This window comes from Taibaiella chishuiensis (assembly GCF_003014535.1).
In the GTDB taxonomy this organism is placed as follows: Bacteria; Bacteroidota; Bacteroidia; order Chitinophagales; family Chitinophagaceae; genus Taibaiella; species Taibaiella chishuiensis.
The window spans coordinates 38,428-53,889 of the sequence record NZ_PYGD01000002.1 but is presented as its reverse complement, the minus strand read 5'-3'; the positions used below and the strand labels follow the sequence as shown (position 1 = coordinate 53,889).

The following is a 15,462-nucleotide window of genomic DNA, read 5'->3' as shown; positions in this document are numbered from 1 at the left end:
GTATTATGTTACAGAAAACAGAGATCCTGTATATAGGCTGCAACGAAGCTATCCGGGAGTTGGTCGTACGGCTGATCAACCAGGAAGAAACGTGGCAGGGAAGCGGCGCGGGCACCGGCGAAGAGGTTGCGCTGTACCTCGCGACCACGACACCGGCATTGGTTTTATTGGGCAACGGCCTGGACGAAACGGAAGAAGCGCGGCTCTGCGCACAGATCAGGACAGCCAGCCCGCAAACCCGCATCGTACAACATTATGGCGGTGGCAGCGGTTTATTAAAGGGCGAGATCCTGCAGGCCCTGTCCGCCGGGCAAGTGTAAGCCCGTTTTGATTTTCTTGTCCTGGTTCAATGGCCGGGGATCGAAAGGTTCCGAATTTTACATCATAAAACAACAAACATGGAAAATAACATTTTAGGCATACATCATATTACGGCTATTGCCGGTGATGCCAAACGCAATTTTGATTTTTATACCCAGGTACTCGGATTAAGGTTTGTAAAAAGAACCGTCAACTTCGATGATCCGCAGACCTATCACTTTTACTTCGGCGACGAACAGGGAACACCCGGTACGATCCTCACTTTCTTTCCCTGGGGCGACCGCGTGCGCAGGGGCAGCAATGGATCCGGCATGGCCACCGCCATCGGCTATTCCGTACCGCAGGACAGTCTTGACTTCTGGGCCGACCGCCTTACCGCCAATTTTACACCCGTAACCCGGGGTACGCGTTTCGGACAAGCGTTCCTGTCCTTTGCCGATCCCGACGGACTGCAGCTGGAGCTGATCGCCACCGATGCCGCTACCGACGACCGTAAGCCTTATGTAACAGAAGCCGTGAGCGCAGCTGTAGCCACCAAAGGTTTCTTCAATACCACGCTCACGTTAAACAGCATTAAAGCCACAGCAGCGATCCTTACCGAAGTGTTCGGTTATAAGCTGGTGGCACAGGAAGAGAACCGTTACCGTTATGCGACCGACAGTATTGCAACGGCCAATGTGATCGACCTGGTGGAACTGCCGGTGGAACCCAGGGGAATAGGCGCCGGTGGCACAATCCACCATATTGCATTCCGCGTAAAAGACGACCAGACGCAGATGGCTTATCGCGACAAAATCCAGAAACTGGGCCTGAACATTACGCCGCAGATCGACCGCAACTATTTTCATTCGCTGTACTTCCGCGAACCGGGCGGTGTATTGTTCGAGATCGCTACCGATAACCCGGGCTTTACTGTAGACGAACCGCTGGAAGAACTCGGCCAGCATTTGAAATTGCCGGTTCAATATGAAGACCAGCGTGCGCTGATCGAAAAACACCTGGTACCCCTGGATTAAAAGAGGTACCCTTTAACCGGAATGTTTTACCTTAATCAAAAATAATCCTATGGACTTTCAACCCTTAAAATATATCTACCAGCCTTCGGGCGATAAAGCGGCCTATACCCTGTTGCTGTTGCATGGCACAGGGGGCGATGAACAGGACCTCCTGCCCCTTGCACCTAATTTCGGGAAAGGGCTTAATGTACTCAGCCTGCGCGGCAACGTTTCGGAAGGTGGTATGCCCCGGTTCTTCAAACGCCTGGGTATGGGCGTCTTCGACGAACAGGACCTAAGCTTCCGGACCCATGAGCTGGTAGACTTCGTACAAACACTGGCCGGAAAAGAAGCGTTCGATCCCGCGAAGATCATTGCGCTGGGTTATTCCAACGGCGCCAATATCATCGGCAGTATCCTGACCCTGTATCCTGCCTTTCTGAAAGGTGCGATCCTGTACCGGCCCATGCAGCCTTTCCGGTCGCCTGCTGCCTTCAGCAATACGCTTCATACGCCGGTGTTTGCCAGCAACGGCGCCAGCGATCCGACCATTAACCAGGCGGATACCGAACGCTACCGCACCCTGCTGCAGGATGCCGGTTACGACCTGAGCGCCTATACCTTCAATACCGGCCATAACCTGAGCCACGAAGACCTTAACCAGTCTATCGCCTGGTTCCATAAATATTTTGGCTGATGGAAACCTACCGGATCACGAGGATCTATGCCGATGCAGCGGGCGACAGCCATTTCCAGGACCTGGAAATCCCGCTGCAGGATAGCGGGCCGATCGGCTTCCTGTCTACCGGAGTTACAGCGGGCCAGGTCATCTTCCGCAAAGTAAACGAAGGTTATGATTACGATTTTCACCGGGCCCCGGCCCGGCAATATATCGCACTGATGGACGGCGAGATTGAGATAGAAACCTCGCTGGGCGTGGTACGGCGTTTTGGTCCGGGCGAGGTACTACTCGTCGAAGACACCCGCGGCAAGGGTCACCGTAGCCGCAACCTGCAAGCGGCCGTGCGTCAATCCATCTTTATTACCTTACCGCCTTCGGATTGATTAAAATCAATAAATAAATTTCCATTTGGCGGGTAATAAAATCTAGCTGTAGTTTTGCAGCGTAATGAACAACTACACGATCCATATCCTTTCAGCCAGTGGCAACACCATGTGTTGTACCTGTTGTTGTATCCCAAAGGCTATGTGCTGATATTACTCCCCGTAAATAACAATACTGACAGCCTTCTTAACCGGAAGGCTTTTTTTATCCCCTTTTCTTTTACCTTTTATGTACCGGTCGCTTTCTATAATGTGTTCCATGTGTTGTTGCAGCCCTGAGGGCTGTTGCGGAAGCGTATACCTGTAAATGTTGTACAACCATTCTACCGGCCCCTCCGCAAAACAAGCGCAGGGGCTTTTTTCATTTTCATCCCTTTTAAAAAACATCTTAGTTTATGTCATCCCGCTCTTGCTCTTGTTGTTGTATGCCTTCCCCACCGGGGTAGCACCAGTGCGTATAAGTCTGTATACAGACCGCTGTAAGCCCTGCTGCACCTGGTGTAGCGGGGCTTCTACATTACCGGTCTTCATGACCGTTTCGTTTCCAATGTTTAAACAAAAAAAATAAAAAAAATGTCCTTCATTCAAAAACACCCGAAACTCTTGCTGCTCTTTGCTTTTGCAAGTATTTATATTATCTGGGGCTCCACCTTTCTCGCTATATCCTACGGTTTGAAAGGCTTTCCGCCTTTCCTCCTCTCCGGCCTGCGCTTCCTGATTGCCGGTATTATCCTGTTGGTATGGCGCGACCTTAAAGGCGAACGTACCTCCAGCTTCCGCGACTGGAAGAAAAACGGCATTACCGGAATCCTCATCCTGACGGGCGGTACAGGACTTGTAACCTGGGGGGAACAATATATTACCTCTACCGAAGCGGCTATTGCCATCGCTACCGGGCCATTCTGGTTTATCGCGATCGACCGCAAAAACTGGAAAAACTATTTTTCCAATATCAGCACCATTGCCGGGCTGATCGTAGGTTTTGCGGGCCTGTTGCTGTTCCTGAACGACAGCATCCACAGTGCGGGTGGCGCTGCGCCCAAGACCATGCGTATAGCGGCTTTCGCTGTACTGGCCCTGAGCTCCATCTCCTGGGTACTGGGCTCCCTGTATTCCAAGCATTACCGGGCCACCCACTCCACCTTCAAGAACATCTCCCAGCAACTGGTCGTAGCTGGCGTGGCTTCTTTTATCATCGCCACCTTCAGGGGCGAGTGGCATGCCTTCCCGGCAGCTACAATACCGGTATCCGCCTGGCTGGGCCTGGCTTTCCTCGTATTCTTCGGATCTATCGTAGCGTATATTTCCTATATCTGGCTGTTGAGTGTAAAACACCCGGTGATCGTAAGTACCCATACCTATATCAATCCTGTAGTGGCGGTACTGGCGGGCTGGTTGTTCCTCAACGAAAGCATTTCGCTGCTGCAACTGGCCGGGCTGCTGGTCATCCTGGCGGGCGTATTGCTGACCAATGCCGCTTCCTACAAGATCAACAAACGCCTGGTGGTCAAGATCCGCCGCGCATCCCGAACGCTTTTTTCCTCACCCTCCGGCGATAAATACCTGGTAGACTTTTAAAAATTATGCTGAAGAAATCTATAGAACGCCTGCAACTGGAAGCAGGACAGAGCGGGCAACACAGCCTGAAACGAAGCCTGGGCGGTATTAACCTGGTCGCGATCGGGATCGGTGTAATTATCGGCGCAGGGCTGTTTTCGCTGACCGGTATCGCTGCGGCGGGCAACTCGGGCCCCGCCGTTACCTTATCTTTTCTTATTGCCGCAACGGGCTGTGCCTTCAGCGCTTTATGTTATGCCGAGTTTGCCGCTATGGTACCGGTTGCAGGCAGCGCCTATACCTATGCCTATGCCACGCTGGGCGAGCTTTTTGCCTGGATCATAGGCTGGGACCTGATCCTGGAGTATTCGGTAGGCGCCGCAACCGTGGGCATCAGCTGGTCGCAATACCTCGTCAAGTTCCTGGATCAATTGGGTATACACCTGCCGCCGCAGCTTACCCATTCGCCTTTTGAAACTGTATTGGGACCAGGCGGTCAGGCCATCCAGACCTGGATCAACCTGCCGGCCGTGCTGATCATTGTGCTTATTACCGGTATCCTCATCAGGGGCACGCGCAGCTCGGCGCTTTTCAATATTATTGTCGTAACGCTGAAAGTAGGCGTAGTATTGGTTTTCATCGGCCTGGGATGGCGGTATATCGACCCGGCCAATTACCATCCTTATATACCGGCCAATACCGGCCACTTTGGCGAGTTTGGCTGGAGTGGCGTATTACGCGGCGCCGGTGTCGTGTTCTTCGTCTTTATCGGTTTCGATATCGTGGCCACCATGGCCCAGGAAACGCGCAACCCGCAACGCAATATGCCCATCGGCATCCTGGGTTCGCTGGTGATCTGTACTTTATTGTTTGTACTGTTCAGTTATGTAATGACCGGCCTGGCACATTATACATCGTTTAAAAACAATGCAGCGCCGGTGGCTGTTGCTATCGCGCAGACGCCTTACCTGTGGCTGGGTTACGCCGTAATCCTGGCGATCCTGATCGGTTATACTTCGGTGATCCTGGTCGATCTGCTGGGCCAGTCGCGGGTATTCTATGCCATGAGCCGCGACGGCTTACTACCCGATGTATTTTCTAAACTGCATCCGAAGTTCCGCACACCGGCTACTTCGAATATCCTGTTGTGTATGTTCATCAGCCTGTTCGCGGGTTTCGTACCCATCAGCGTCGTGGGGGAAATGACGAGTATCGGTACCCTGCTGGCCTTTGTAATGGTCTGCCTGGGTGTGTTGATCCTGCGTAAAAAAGCGCCGGATACGCCAAGACCTTTTAAAACGCCCTTTGTACCGGTAGTGCCCCTGCTCGGTATCGGTACCTGCCTGGTGATGATGGTCTCGCTGCCGGCCGGTACCTGGTTACGGCTGGCGGTATGGCTGGCCATTGGTTTCGCGATCTATTTCGGCTATGGCAAACGGCACAGTAAGTTACGGCAGGAGCTGGAAGACCCTGCTGCAGCGCATCCTGTTGAAGCAACGCAGGAGGTGTAAATCAAAATAAACCAAATGGGGGACTAACCTGAGGGGAGCAGGTAGCGCCTGGTTCATACAACGGACCAGGCTCCCTTTTTGTTGGTGACAATACCAACAAAGGCGGAGATTATAAATGAGGGATTAACCTGGGTGAAGCTGGTAAGGCCTGGTTCATATAATGAGCAAGGCTCCCCTTTTGTTGGTGAAAACACCAACAAAGGCGATACACCAACAAAGGCGGAACACCAACAAGGGCAAAGTCTCCACAAAGGGAAACAGCGCAAGCGCTGATGCCCGGCCTGCTATAAGCCGATGGCGATAAGGTAAAAAAATAAGCCGGTCCTGGGAACAGGACCGGCTTGCGCAAAAAAAACAAAACCAATATGCAAAGTTAAAAACGGGGAGCAACGTGACGCACCCAGCCCAACAATTTGCCGACACGGGCCAATACGGGATAGATATGTTTCTGGATAAAAACAGGGATCCCCGATTGGTAATATTCGCTTTTAACCTGGCTCAGGATATAAGCTTTTTCAAAAAAGGCAACAATACCCGGGCGGTTACGCTTCGCCGCAGCGCTGATCTCGTCGAACAGCCAGGGCGTATGCAGCGCGGGTTTCAGCATTTCTCGGAATTTAACTTCCGTTTCGTCTGCATTATAAAAAGCATGACTCGTATTGGGAGGGATCTGGAAACGCTGCCCGGGACGGATCACGACCCGCCGGTCGGGCAACATAATACCCAGCGTCCCGTCTATAGCTTCGATACAGGCCGTCTGCAAAGGATAAGTATGCAGCGCTTTCTCTGAAGCATATTGTGGCAAGGTTGCGATCACCTCCGCATATTCCCTGTTCTGTTCATCAGTTTTCGTTCTGAAACCGGCCAGGGGTACCGGTAAAGTTGGATTATCCGGGATCATGGTCATTTCTGTTTTAACGGTGATTATTTCCAGCCGCCGCCGAGCGAACGGTACAGATCGACTACGGCATTGAGCTGGTCTCTTTTCAGCATGCTGATCTCGAGCTCGCTCTTCAGCACATTACCCTGTGCGGTGATTACCTCGAGATAGGTAGCCATACCATTCTGGAACAACAGGCTGGCATTGGATATTGCCTGCTGCAGGGTGGCTACCCTTGCATTCGCGATCGCATATTGCGATTTAAGTTTGTCTATTTTCACCAGGGCATCAGACACCTCGCCCACCGCAGCGAGCACGGACTGGCGGAACTGTAATACCGCCTTTTCGCGCTCTACACCTGCCAACTGGTACTGCGTACGCAATTGCTTTTTCTGGATCAGCGGCTGGGCAAGGTTCCCGGCCACGGTACCAAATAAAGAAGCCGGTATATTGAACCAGTTGCTGGCCTTAAAGGCATTGACACCACCGTTTGCGGTAATGCTCAGCGTAGGATACATATTGGCTTTGGCGATGCCCACACGGGCATTGGCAATATCGAGCTGCAGCTCTGTGCTGCGCACATCCGGCCTGCGGCTCAGCAAGGCAGAAGGCAAGCCGGTACCCGGGTTTTCGGGAAACGCTACATTTTGCAAACCTGAGCTGTGTTTCAGTTCCGCAGGCAGTTCGCCGGCCAGGATGCTCAGGGCATTTTCCTGGATGGTGATGTTTTGCTCGAACTGGGGTACCAATTGTGCGGCTTCCAGCCGCTGGGCTTCGGCCTGTTGTACGGCCAGCGAGGTAACTTGTCCGGCATCGAACTGCAGGCGGATCATACGCAGTGTGCTGTCGTTGAGTGCCAGGTTCCTGCGGGCCACGTCCAGCTGGGCATCCAGCATCAGCAGGTTGTAATACCCTTTGGATACGCCGGCTACGATATCGGTCTGCACCAGCTTACGGGCTTCGCCGGTCTGCAGGTAAGCGGCAAGCGCGGCCTTTTGCTGGTTACGGATCTTACCCCAGATATCGGCTTCCCAGGACAGTACCAGGCTGGCCGAATAATCTTCGATATGCCGGGTACCGAGAAACTGTCCGAGGCTCAGCCCGTTAAGGCTGTTATCGGAGGGCCTCGATGTGCTGGCGCCCGCTTGTATACGGGCATCCGGCACATAACCCCATTTCGTTTGCTTCAGTTGCAATTGCGCGGCTTCTATATTTTTAAGCGCCAGCTGCATATCGTAATTCTGTTCCAGCGCCTTACCGATCAGTTGTTTCAGGGTAGCGTCGGTAAAGAAGCTTTGCCAGGGCAGATCGGCAATACCCGCGGAATCGGTGGCCTGGCCTGCATTCCGGAAGGTTACGGGCAAACCGGTATCCGGTGTTGCCACATCTTTCGATACCTTACAGGCACTCAGGAATACCAGGGCGAGGATGAAAAAATATTTATTGATAGACTGGTTCATGTTCTTTGGCATTTAATTTTTCTTCTTGTTCGTGATGCAGGACGCCTACCGGTTTACCCGATACTTTTTCCTGCAGGTACTGGAATAGGATAAATAAAACTGGGATGATAAAGAGACCGAGCACGACACCGCTGATCATACCACCGGCGGCGCCGATACTGATCGAGTGGTTACCCATAGCCGACGGACCGTTGTCGCTCATCATCGGCACCATACCCACCACGAAGGCAAGCGAGGTCATAATGATCGGGCGCAGCCTGAGTTTGGCAGCTTCGAGCGCCGCAGCCAGCAGGCTCTTACCCGCCCTGCGCCGTTGTACTGCAAACTCTATGATCAGGATCGCATTCTTGGCCAGCAAACCGATCAGCATCACCAACGCTACCTGCACATAGATATTGTTCTCGATACCTTTCAAACCGATAGCGGCGAATACACCGAATATACCGGTAGGTATGGAAAGAATAACGGCGATAGGCAGGATATAACTTTCGTATTGCGCTGCCAGCAGGAAGTATACAAACAACAGACAGAGTGCGAAGATCACCACCGACTGACCGCCTGAAGTAATCTCTTCCTTGGTCATACCCGAAAACTCGAAACCATAACCGGAAGGCAGGTGCTGCGCCGCTACTTCTTCTACTGCTTTGATGGCATCGCCCGAACTGAAGCCCGGCTTGGCAATTGCGCTCACACTGATCGAGTTGAAGAGGTTGTACCGGGAAGCCGTTTCCGGACCATATACCCTTTTCATTTTTACCAGGGTACTTACCGGCACCATTGCCCCGGTCTTATTCTTCACATAGATACCTTCCATAGATTCGGGTGTGGCACGGCTTACCTTATCGGCCTGCACCATTACCCGGTAATACTTGCCGAAACGGTTGAAGTCCGAAGCCTGGGCACTACCGAAATAAGCCTGCATGGTCTGCATGATATCCCTCACACTTACGCCCAGCTGCTCTGCTTTTTCATTGTCCACTTCCATTTCCAGCTGCGGGTAATCGGCCTTGAAGGCGGTAAACGCTACAGCGATCTCCTTGCGCTTCATCAGTTCGCCGATAAAGTTGTTGGCAATACCACTGAACTTATCCAGTGCGCCGCCGCTCTTATCCTGCAGTACGATATCCAAACCGTCTACGTTGCTGAAGCCCGGTACGGTCGGGAAAGTAAAGACAAAGAAGTTGGCATCCTTGATCACCGACAGGCGTTGCCTTACCTCGTCCATAATGGCATTGATGTCTTTGATCTTACCGCGGTCCTTGGCATGCTTCAGGTTAAGGAAGGCCACACCGGAAGAAGGGCTGGAAGACTGGGTAAGCATATTGAAACCGGAGAGGCCCATCAGGGTCCTGTTGGCTTCGATCGGCCGCAGTACTTCCTCTACCTGTTTCATAACTTCGGTAGTCCTTTCGAGCGAGGCGCCTGCAGGCATCGACATCGATACCGCGATAAAGCCCTGGTCTTCGGAAGGGATAAAGCCGGATGGCGTTTTCTTCACCATATACACCGTGGTAACCAGCACCAGCGCCAGGCCGGCCATACTGGCCCATTTATGTTTGATCAGGAAGCGGACACTATTGATATATTTATTCGTAAGCCTGTCGAAACCGGAGTTAAAACCGGCAAAGAACTTCTCTTTAAACGTCTTCTTACGCACCACACCATTAGCGTCTACAGCGGCATGCTCCTTAAGGAAAAGCGCAGCCAGTGCGGGACTCAGCGTAAGGGCGTTGACGGCCGAGATAATGATCGCGATGGCCATGGTAAAGGCAAACTGGCGGTAGAATACACCGGTAGAACCTTCCATAAAACCAACCGGCAGGAACACGGCCGACATTACCAGGGTGATCGAAATGATCGCACCGGTAATCTCGCTCATAGCCGAGATCGTTGCTGCGCGCGGCGGCAGGTGCCGGTGTTCCATCTTGGCATGCACCGCTTCCACCACCACGATGGCATCATCCACTACGATACCGATAGCCAGTACCAGGGCAAACAGCGTAAGCAGGTTGATGGAGAAGCCCAGCAGCGACATAAAGAAGAAGGTACCCAGGATCGCTACCGGCACGGCGATGGCCGGGATCAGCGTAGAACGGAAGTCCTGCAGGAAGAGGAACACTACGATAAACACCAGGATAAAGGCTTCGAACAGGGTATGTTTTACCTGGTCGATACTCTGATCCAGGGTATCTTTGGTATTGTACAGCTTCAGGTACTTAACGCCTTTCGGAAAATCTTTAGCCACTTTATCCATCAATTTGGCGGCTGCGATCTGGATCTCGTTGGAGTTGGAGCCGGCCAGCTGGAACATCGCGATATTGATACCCGGCTTACCATCCACGCGGGTATAGTTACCATAGGTGTAAGAACCGAGTTCGATACGGGCCACATCTTTAAGCCGCAGCATAGAACCATCAGCGTTCGAACGGATCACGATATTTTCATAGTCTTCCGGTTTGTTCAGTTTGCCTTTATACTTGATCACATATTCAAAAGCTTCGGTGCTGCTCTCCCCAAACTTACCGGGCGCAGCCTCGAGGCTTTTATCCTGTATCGAAGCCATCACCTCTTTGGGGGTAAGGTTGTAAGCCGCCATCTGCGTGGGGTTCAGCCATACACGCATCGAGTAGTCTTTACTACCGCCGAAGATGAGGGCCTGGCCTACACCGGGTATCCTTTTGATCTCGGGTATGATATTGATCTGCGCATAGTTGGCCAGGAAAGTCTGGTCGTAGGTCTTGGCATCTTCACTGTAAAGATCGAGTACCATGATCAGGCTGTTTTGTTGCTTGGCGGTCGAAATACCCGCCTGTACTACTTCTGCGGGCAGCTGGGAAGTAGCCTGGGCTACCCTGTTCTGTACGTTTACCGCAGCCTGGTCGGGGTCGGTACCCAATTTAAAATATACGGTAATCACCAGCGAACCGTCGTTACTGGCCGTAGAGCTCATATAACTCATGTTCTCCACACCGTTGATCGATTCTTCGAGTGATGGCGCTACGGAACGCAATACGGTTTCCGCGTTGGCGCCGGGATACAACGCGGTAACCTGTACGGCAGGCGGCGCAATATCCGGGAACTTCTGTAGGGGCAACCGAGTAAGACCCAGTATCCCTAAAATAACGAGTAAGATAGAGATCACCGTTGCCAGTACCGGTCGTTCAATGAATTTTTTAAACATTATGGTAAGTTTGAAAAATTAGGGGGTTAAGTTCCGGGCATACCTTGCCCGGTACCGCTCCGTGGAGCAGTTCGGGCAGGGTACCGCGCAGCTTGCGCTTTCCGGTTTAGTTTTTCATGGATAATTGTGCTGCAGCTTTAGGCGCTTCGGGTTTGATTACCGCGCCTTCCTGCAAATGATCGAGGCCATTGTATACAATACGGTCGCCTGCTTTAAGACCTTCGCTTACGAGGTAATTGTTACCGCTCTTGCCGACTACGGCGATCGGCTGTTTGCTTACCTTATTGCCTTTATCCACGGCGAATACAAATACTTTATCCTGGATCTCGACGGTAGCCGATTGCGGTACCAGTATAGCCGATTCATGCGTGCGGCTCAGCCTTACTTTGCCCGTGTTACCCGAGCGGATCAGTCCCTGTGCATTGGGGAATATAGCCCTTAAGGTAATGGCGCCGGTGTTCTTATCGAACTGTCCGTCGATCATATCGATCTTGCCGGTTTCGCCGTACAGGTTATTATCGGCCAGCAGCAACGATACGGGCGGCAGGTTCTTCAGCTTTTCTTCCAGACTGTTGCCGGGATACTGGGCCTTAAAGCTGATGAAATCATTTTCACTCAGCGAGAAATAAGCATACACTTCATGTACATCCGACAACTGGGTAAGGGCCTCTACATCGGCGCGGGATACCAGTGCGCCCTGTTTCTTGGGCAGGCGGCCGATATAACCGCTTACAGGTGCGCTGATCAGGGTATAACCCAGGTTGATCTGCGCTGCGCCTACCGTAGCGCGTGCCTGTTCGGCATTGGCTTTGGCTACCCTGTAGCTGGCCTGTGCGGCACGCAGCTGTACATCGGATACTACTTTATTCTGTACCAGCGGGGTCAGCTTATCCACCTCGAGCTGTGCATTGGCCATAGCTGCTTCGGCTGCATTCAGGCTTGCTTTTGCATTATTGAGCTGCTCGCGGAAGGGATGGTCGTTGATCTTGAATAAAGGCTGTCCTGCTTTTACATAAGCGCCTTCGTCTACATAAACCTTTTCCAGGTACCCTTCTACCTGCGGGCGGATCTCAACATTTACTTTGCCTTCGAGCGCTGCGGTATATTCATTTTGTGTAGTGGCATTGCCGGATGCGATGGTTACCACTTCGGCCGCCGCAGGCTCTGCTCCGGCGGTATTGCCGGAGGAGGTGCTGCAACTGCTTACGGCAACCAGCAGCAGCAAACCGGCTACAAACATAGATAGGTCAATCAGATTCCTTTTCATATTCTTTTGGTATTGTCGGGCGTAACCGCCCGTCTTCTGTTGTTTTTTGCTTTGAAATTTTTAAGATAAAACCGGGTAAAAGCCGGTCCCGTCAACTGCTCCGGCAGGCGTAACACCTGCAATGGATGATCGTGCGCATGGTTAATTGTTGCTATTGGTTTTAAAAGAAAAACAAATTTTATAACTGTGTTATATTTCCTAACGGTGTTAGATTACAAAGGCAAGGACACAGCAATACCGGTTACAATTTAAACGCAAATTGAAACGGCGCCGGTCTGCCGGCCGGGAGATCAACTCCTAACACTGTTAACTCTTTAAGGCAAAAAAAACGTTATTCCAGGTTCTTGATAAATCCTTCGATCGCATCGTTGAGCACACATTTGTTCAACTCTTCGCCGAAGTCGGAACTACCGGTCAGCTTGATGGAAATAAGCCCGTGCATCACTGACCAGAAAGCGTGGTATTTAAAACAGGCATTGAGGTCTTCTCTCTTATGCCGCTCCAGCAGGCGTTCTATGGGTTCCATAACCAGTTCGCGGAAGACCACCTTCTCCGGCATACACTTCTCGAACTCGCAACAGGGCATCCCGATGCCAAACATTAACTGGTAATACTCTTTATTATTTAAGGCAAAAGCCCAATAGGCGTCTGCAATTGCCTGAAGTTGTTCTGCGGGATCATCCGATCCGGATTTGGCCTGCTGCAGTTTTTTCACCAACAGCTCAAAGCCCTTTTTGCTGAACTCCAGTAATATCGCTTCTTTATTTTCGAAGTGGTCGTAAACTACAGGAACACTGTATTCGATCGCATCTGCGATCTTGCGGATGGACAGGCATTGCCAGCCATCATCCTTGACCATTCTCCAGGAAGTAGATAAGATATTATCCCTGATTTCTTTCTTTTGCCGTATACGCCTTTCCGTAATCCCCATAATCTATTTTTCTAACGGTGTTAGCAAAAGTAGAACCGTTTGCGATTTCAGCAAAATTTTTATCCTCGGAATTAAAAAATAGGAACATAAAATTTTTCGATAAGCCGCCGAAAGTGCCGCCCGGAGAGCCTTCCCGGTTGCATAACACAATCGATGGACTTAGCCGCAACAGCCGGCGACCTTTTTTACTTAACCGCCCTCTCCCCTTTGAAGCAGGGATGCCAACATAGTTATGTGGTGCTTGTATATGCTAATTAGTACAAACATATACACGATTGCCGGCTGTCTATATTAAATTTGGGGAAGACCAACTCAATCTATTATATGTTTTTATTAACCGGTGATGCTTTTCAAATAAAAGAAGCCTATGAAAAAGTTATTTTACCTTCTGCTGCTTACAGGCATGCAGGCCTTGCACCTCCTGCATGCCACCACAACCCCTACCCTGGGGCAAAAACAATACCGCTGGCGTAACAATAACGGCAGCGAAACTACGGCCACCTGGCGTGCTGCCGTAAATACCCCGGTAACCGTAGCCTCCTGGAACGATTCGCTGCGGCTGCGTATAGAGCTGGCCAATACCGGTAGCGGCGCCGGCGCCGTAACACAAACCCTCGAGTACTCCAGCAATGGCGGTACTACCTGGACGGTGATGAATAACCCGGCCACCAATGCCTTTACCTACCGGGCCAGCAGTTATGTCAATAACGGCGCCGCAACCACCAACCAGATGGGCACGGGCACTGCGGGCACCTATGCCGCCGGCAAAATCGTAACCAACCCGGGAACCGCAGTGAACCTGGCGGCCAATGCCCGTACCGAATACGAATGGGTGATACAACCCACCGCCAATGCCTCCCCTTCCACTACCTATACCTTCCGCTCCAGCGGCCAGCAGGCAACACCTACCGTGTTCCCGACCCTGACCATGATCTGCGCCGGTAAACCCGAAGCCGGCACCATCCAGGCGGGCTCACCGGTTGTAGCGTGTAATACGGCGACCACCGTAGCCCTCAATGGCAATACCAACGGACCGGGCATCGGCTACCAATGGCAATACAATACCGGCAGCGCCTGGACGAATTTCGGCTCCGGGCTGGCCTCAGAAAGCACACCTAATATTACACAACACACACTTTTCCGCTGCGTAGTGACCTGCAGCAACGGCGGCGACAGCGATACCACGGCCGAAGCTACGATCGATCCGCTGCCGCTCCAGGTAAACCTGGGCAATGACATCAACCGCTGTCTCAACGCGGGAGCCAGCCTGAAGCTGGATGCCGGCGTGTTTCCCAATAACCCGCAATACCGCTGGGACGATAACAGCAGCGGCCAGATGCGGGATGTAAGCCAGTCGGGCGTATACAGCGTAAGGGTTACCGACCAGTATACCTGCACCGGCACTGATACTATTAAAGTAACGATACGTACCAACCCCCATGTGGCTTTGGGCAACGATACCACGATCTGTAACAAGGCCACCCTGCGCCTGGATGCGGGTCCTGAAGGCGTTAGTTATTTCTGGAGCAATGGCGAAAGCACCCGCGAAATCATCATCAATAACCAGGGCAGCTATATCGCCTTTGTGACCAGCAACGAGGGTTGTATCGGCAGCGATACCATACAGGTAACCACTGCAGGCGAACTGCCGGGTATACAAGGCATCAGCGTACAGAATAACGGCCAGTACACGTTTAAATTTACTCCGGTAAACCCGCAATATGTTATCGCCTACGACTGGAACTTTGGCGATGGCAGCCCGCACAGCACCCAGCAAGCACCTACGCATACCTATGCCGACAACGGCAATTATATCGTGGTGCTGAAAATGCAAAGCAGCTGCGGTTATGCTTCCGACTCCACAGGCGCTGTGATCCTGGGATTGAATACCCTGAACATAGACATGCAGGAACTGATGATCTACCCGAACCCCTTACGGGAAAACGCGGTAATCGAAAACCGGGGCGCATTGAAGATGGAACAGGTGATCGTATACAACCTGGCCGGCCAGCAGGTATACCGTGCACCTGCCGACAGTAAAACCAGGCACAACCTGCAGCTGCAAAGCCTGGCAACGGGCACCTACGTGGTGGCCATTATAACCGACAAGGGTACTGTAATGCGTAAGATACAGTTGCGACCTTAATACAGCGGATCCAGCGGGCGCCGCTACCAAAGTTATGTACCAGAAAAGCAAGCCATTGTCGGTAGATTTTTGTCCCGACCGGATACAACCCGCATCAACAAGCGCATAACACCCAATACAAAAGCGGCCATAGCATGTGCTATGGCCG

Annotated in this window: 12 protein-coding genes; 7 read left to right on the top strand and 5 right to left on the bottom strand. The window is 52.0% G+C overall.

Annotated elements, in window-relative coordinates; all coding sequences use genetic code 11:
* Positions 1-5: 5 nt before the first annotated feature.
* From B0I18_RS07675 to B0I18_RS07650, 6 genes are all read left to right on the top strand, one after another.
* A complete protein-coding gene (locus tag B0I18_RS07675; RefSeq protein ID WP_106522104.1) occupies positions 6-320 on the top strand; it encodes a response regulator in 315 nt (104 codons plus the stop codon).
* 78 nt (positions 321-398) lie between these two features.
* Complete coding sequence (locus B0I18_RS07670) at positions 399-1,337, top strand: ring-cleaving dioxygenase (protein ID WP_106522103.1); 939 nt, start codon at positions 399-401, stop codon at positions 1,335-1,337.
* Positions 1,338-1,386: 49 nt separating this feature from the next.
* On the top strand, positions 1,387-2,013 hold the full coding sequence (locus B0I18_RS07665; RefSeq protein WP_106522102.1) for an alpha/beta hydrolase: 627 nt from the start codon (positions 1,387-1,389) through the stop codon (positions 2,011-2,013).
* Entirely contained in the window at positions 2,013-2,381 is a 369-nt protein-coding gene (locus tag B0I18_RS07660) for a cupin domain-containing protein (RefSeq protein ID WP_106522101.1), read from the top strand. Before B0I18_RS07665 ends, B0I18_RS07660 begins: the two co-directional genes overlap by 1 nt.
* Before the next feature lie 573 nt (positions 2,382-2,954).
* A complete protein-coding gene (locus B0I18_RS07655; protein WP_106522100.1) occupies positions 2,955-3,959 on the top strand; it encodes an EamA family transporter in 1,005 nt (334 codons plus the stop codon).
* A 5-nt stretch (positions 3,960-3,964) separates the two neighbouring features.
* Positions 3,965-5,449, top strand: coding sequence for an amino acid permease (locus B0I18_RS07650; protein ID WP_106522099.1), 1,485 nt, complete (start codon positions 3,965-3,967; stop codon positions 5,447-5,449).
* 373 nt (positions 5,450-5,822) lie between these two features.
* Here B0I18_RS07650 and B0I18_RS07645 read toward each other — a convergent pair whose 3' ends face one another.
* The 5 genes from B0I18_RS07645 to B0I18_RS07625 all read right to left on the bottom strand — a co-directional run bounded on the left by B0I18_RS07645 (position 5,823) and on the right by B0I18_RS07625 (position 13,168).
* A complete protein-coding gene (locus tag B0I18_RS07645; protein WP_146146683.1) occupies positions 5,823-6,350 on the bottom strand; it encodes a cupin domain-containing protein in 528 nt (175 codons plus the stop codon).
* Positions 6,351-6,373: 23 nt separating this feature from the next.
* Positions 6,374-7,789 carry a TolC family protein gene (locus B0I18_RS07640; RefSeq protein ID WP_106522097.1) on the bottom strand — a complete coding sequence of 472 codons (1,416 nt, stop codon included), beginning with the start codon at positions 7,787-7,789 and terminating at the stop codon, positions 6,374-6,376.
* The gene (locus tag B0I18_RS07635) at positions 7,770-10,970 is read right to left on the bottom strand and encodes an efflux RND transporter permease subunit (RefSeq protein WP_106522096.1); all 3,201 of its coding nucleotides are present in this window, start codon (positions 10,968-10,970) and stop codon (positions 7,770-7,772) included. Before B0I18_RS07635 ends, B0I18_RS07640 begins: the two co-directional genes overlap by 20 nt.
* 106 nt (positions 10,971-11,076) lie before the next feature.
* The gene (locus B0I18_RS07630; protein ID WP_106522095.1) at positions 11,077-12,237 is read right to left on the bottom strand and encodes an efflux RND transporter periplasmic adaptor subunit; all 1,161 of its coding nucleotides are present in this window, start codon (positions 12,235-12,237) and stop codon (positions 11,077-11,079) included.
* 331 nt (positions 12,238-12,568) lie between these two features.
* Positions 12,569-13,168, bottom strand: a complete 600-nt coding sequence (locus B0I18_RS07625) for a TetR/AcrR family transcriptional regulator (protein ID WP_106522094.1) — start codon at positions 13,166-13,168, stop codon at positions 12,569-12,571.
* 367 nt (positions 13,169-13,535) lie between these two features.
* Between B0I18_RS07625 and B0I18_RS07620 the strand changes: the two genes are divergently transcribed.
* Entirely contained in the window at positions 13,536-15,314 is a 1,779-nt protein-coding gene (locus B0I18_RS07620; protein ID WP_106522093.1) for a PKD domain-containing protein, read from the top strand.
* The last annotated feature ends 148 nt before the right edge of the window (positions 15,315-15,462 follow it).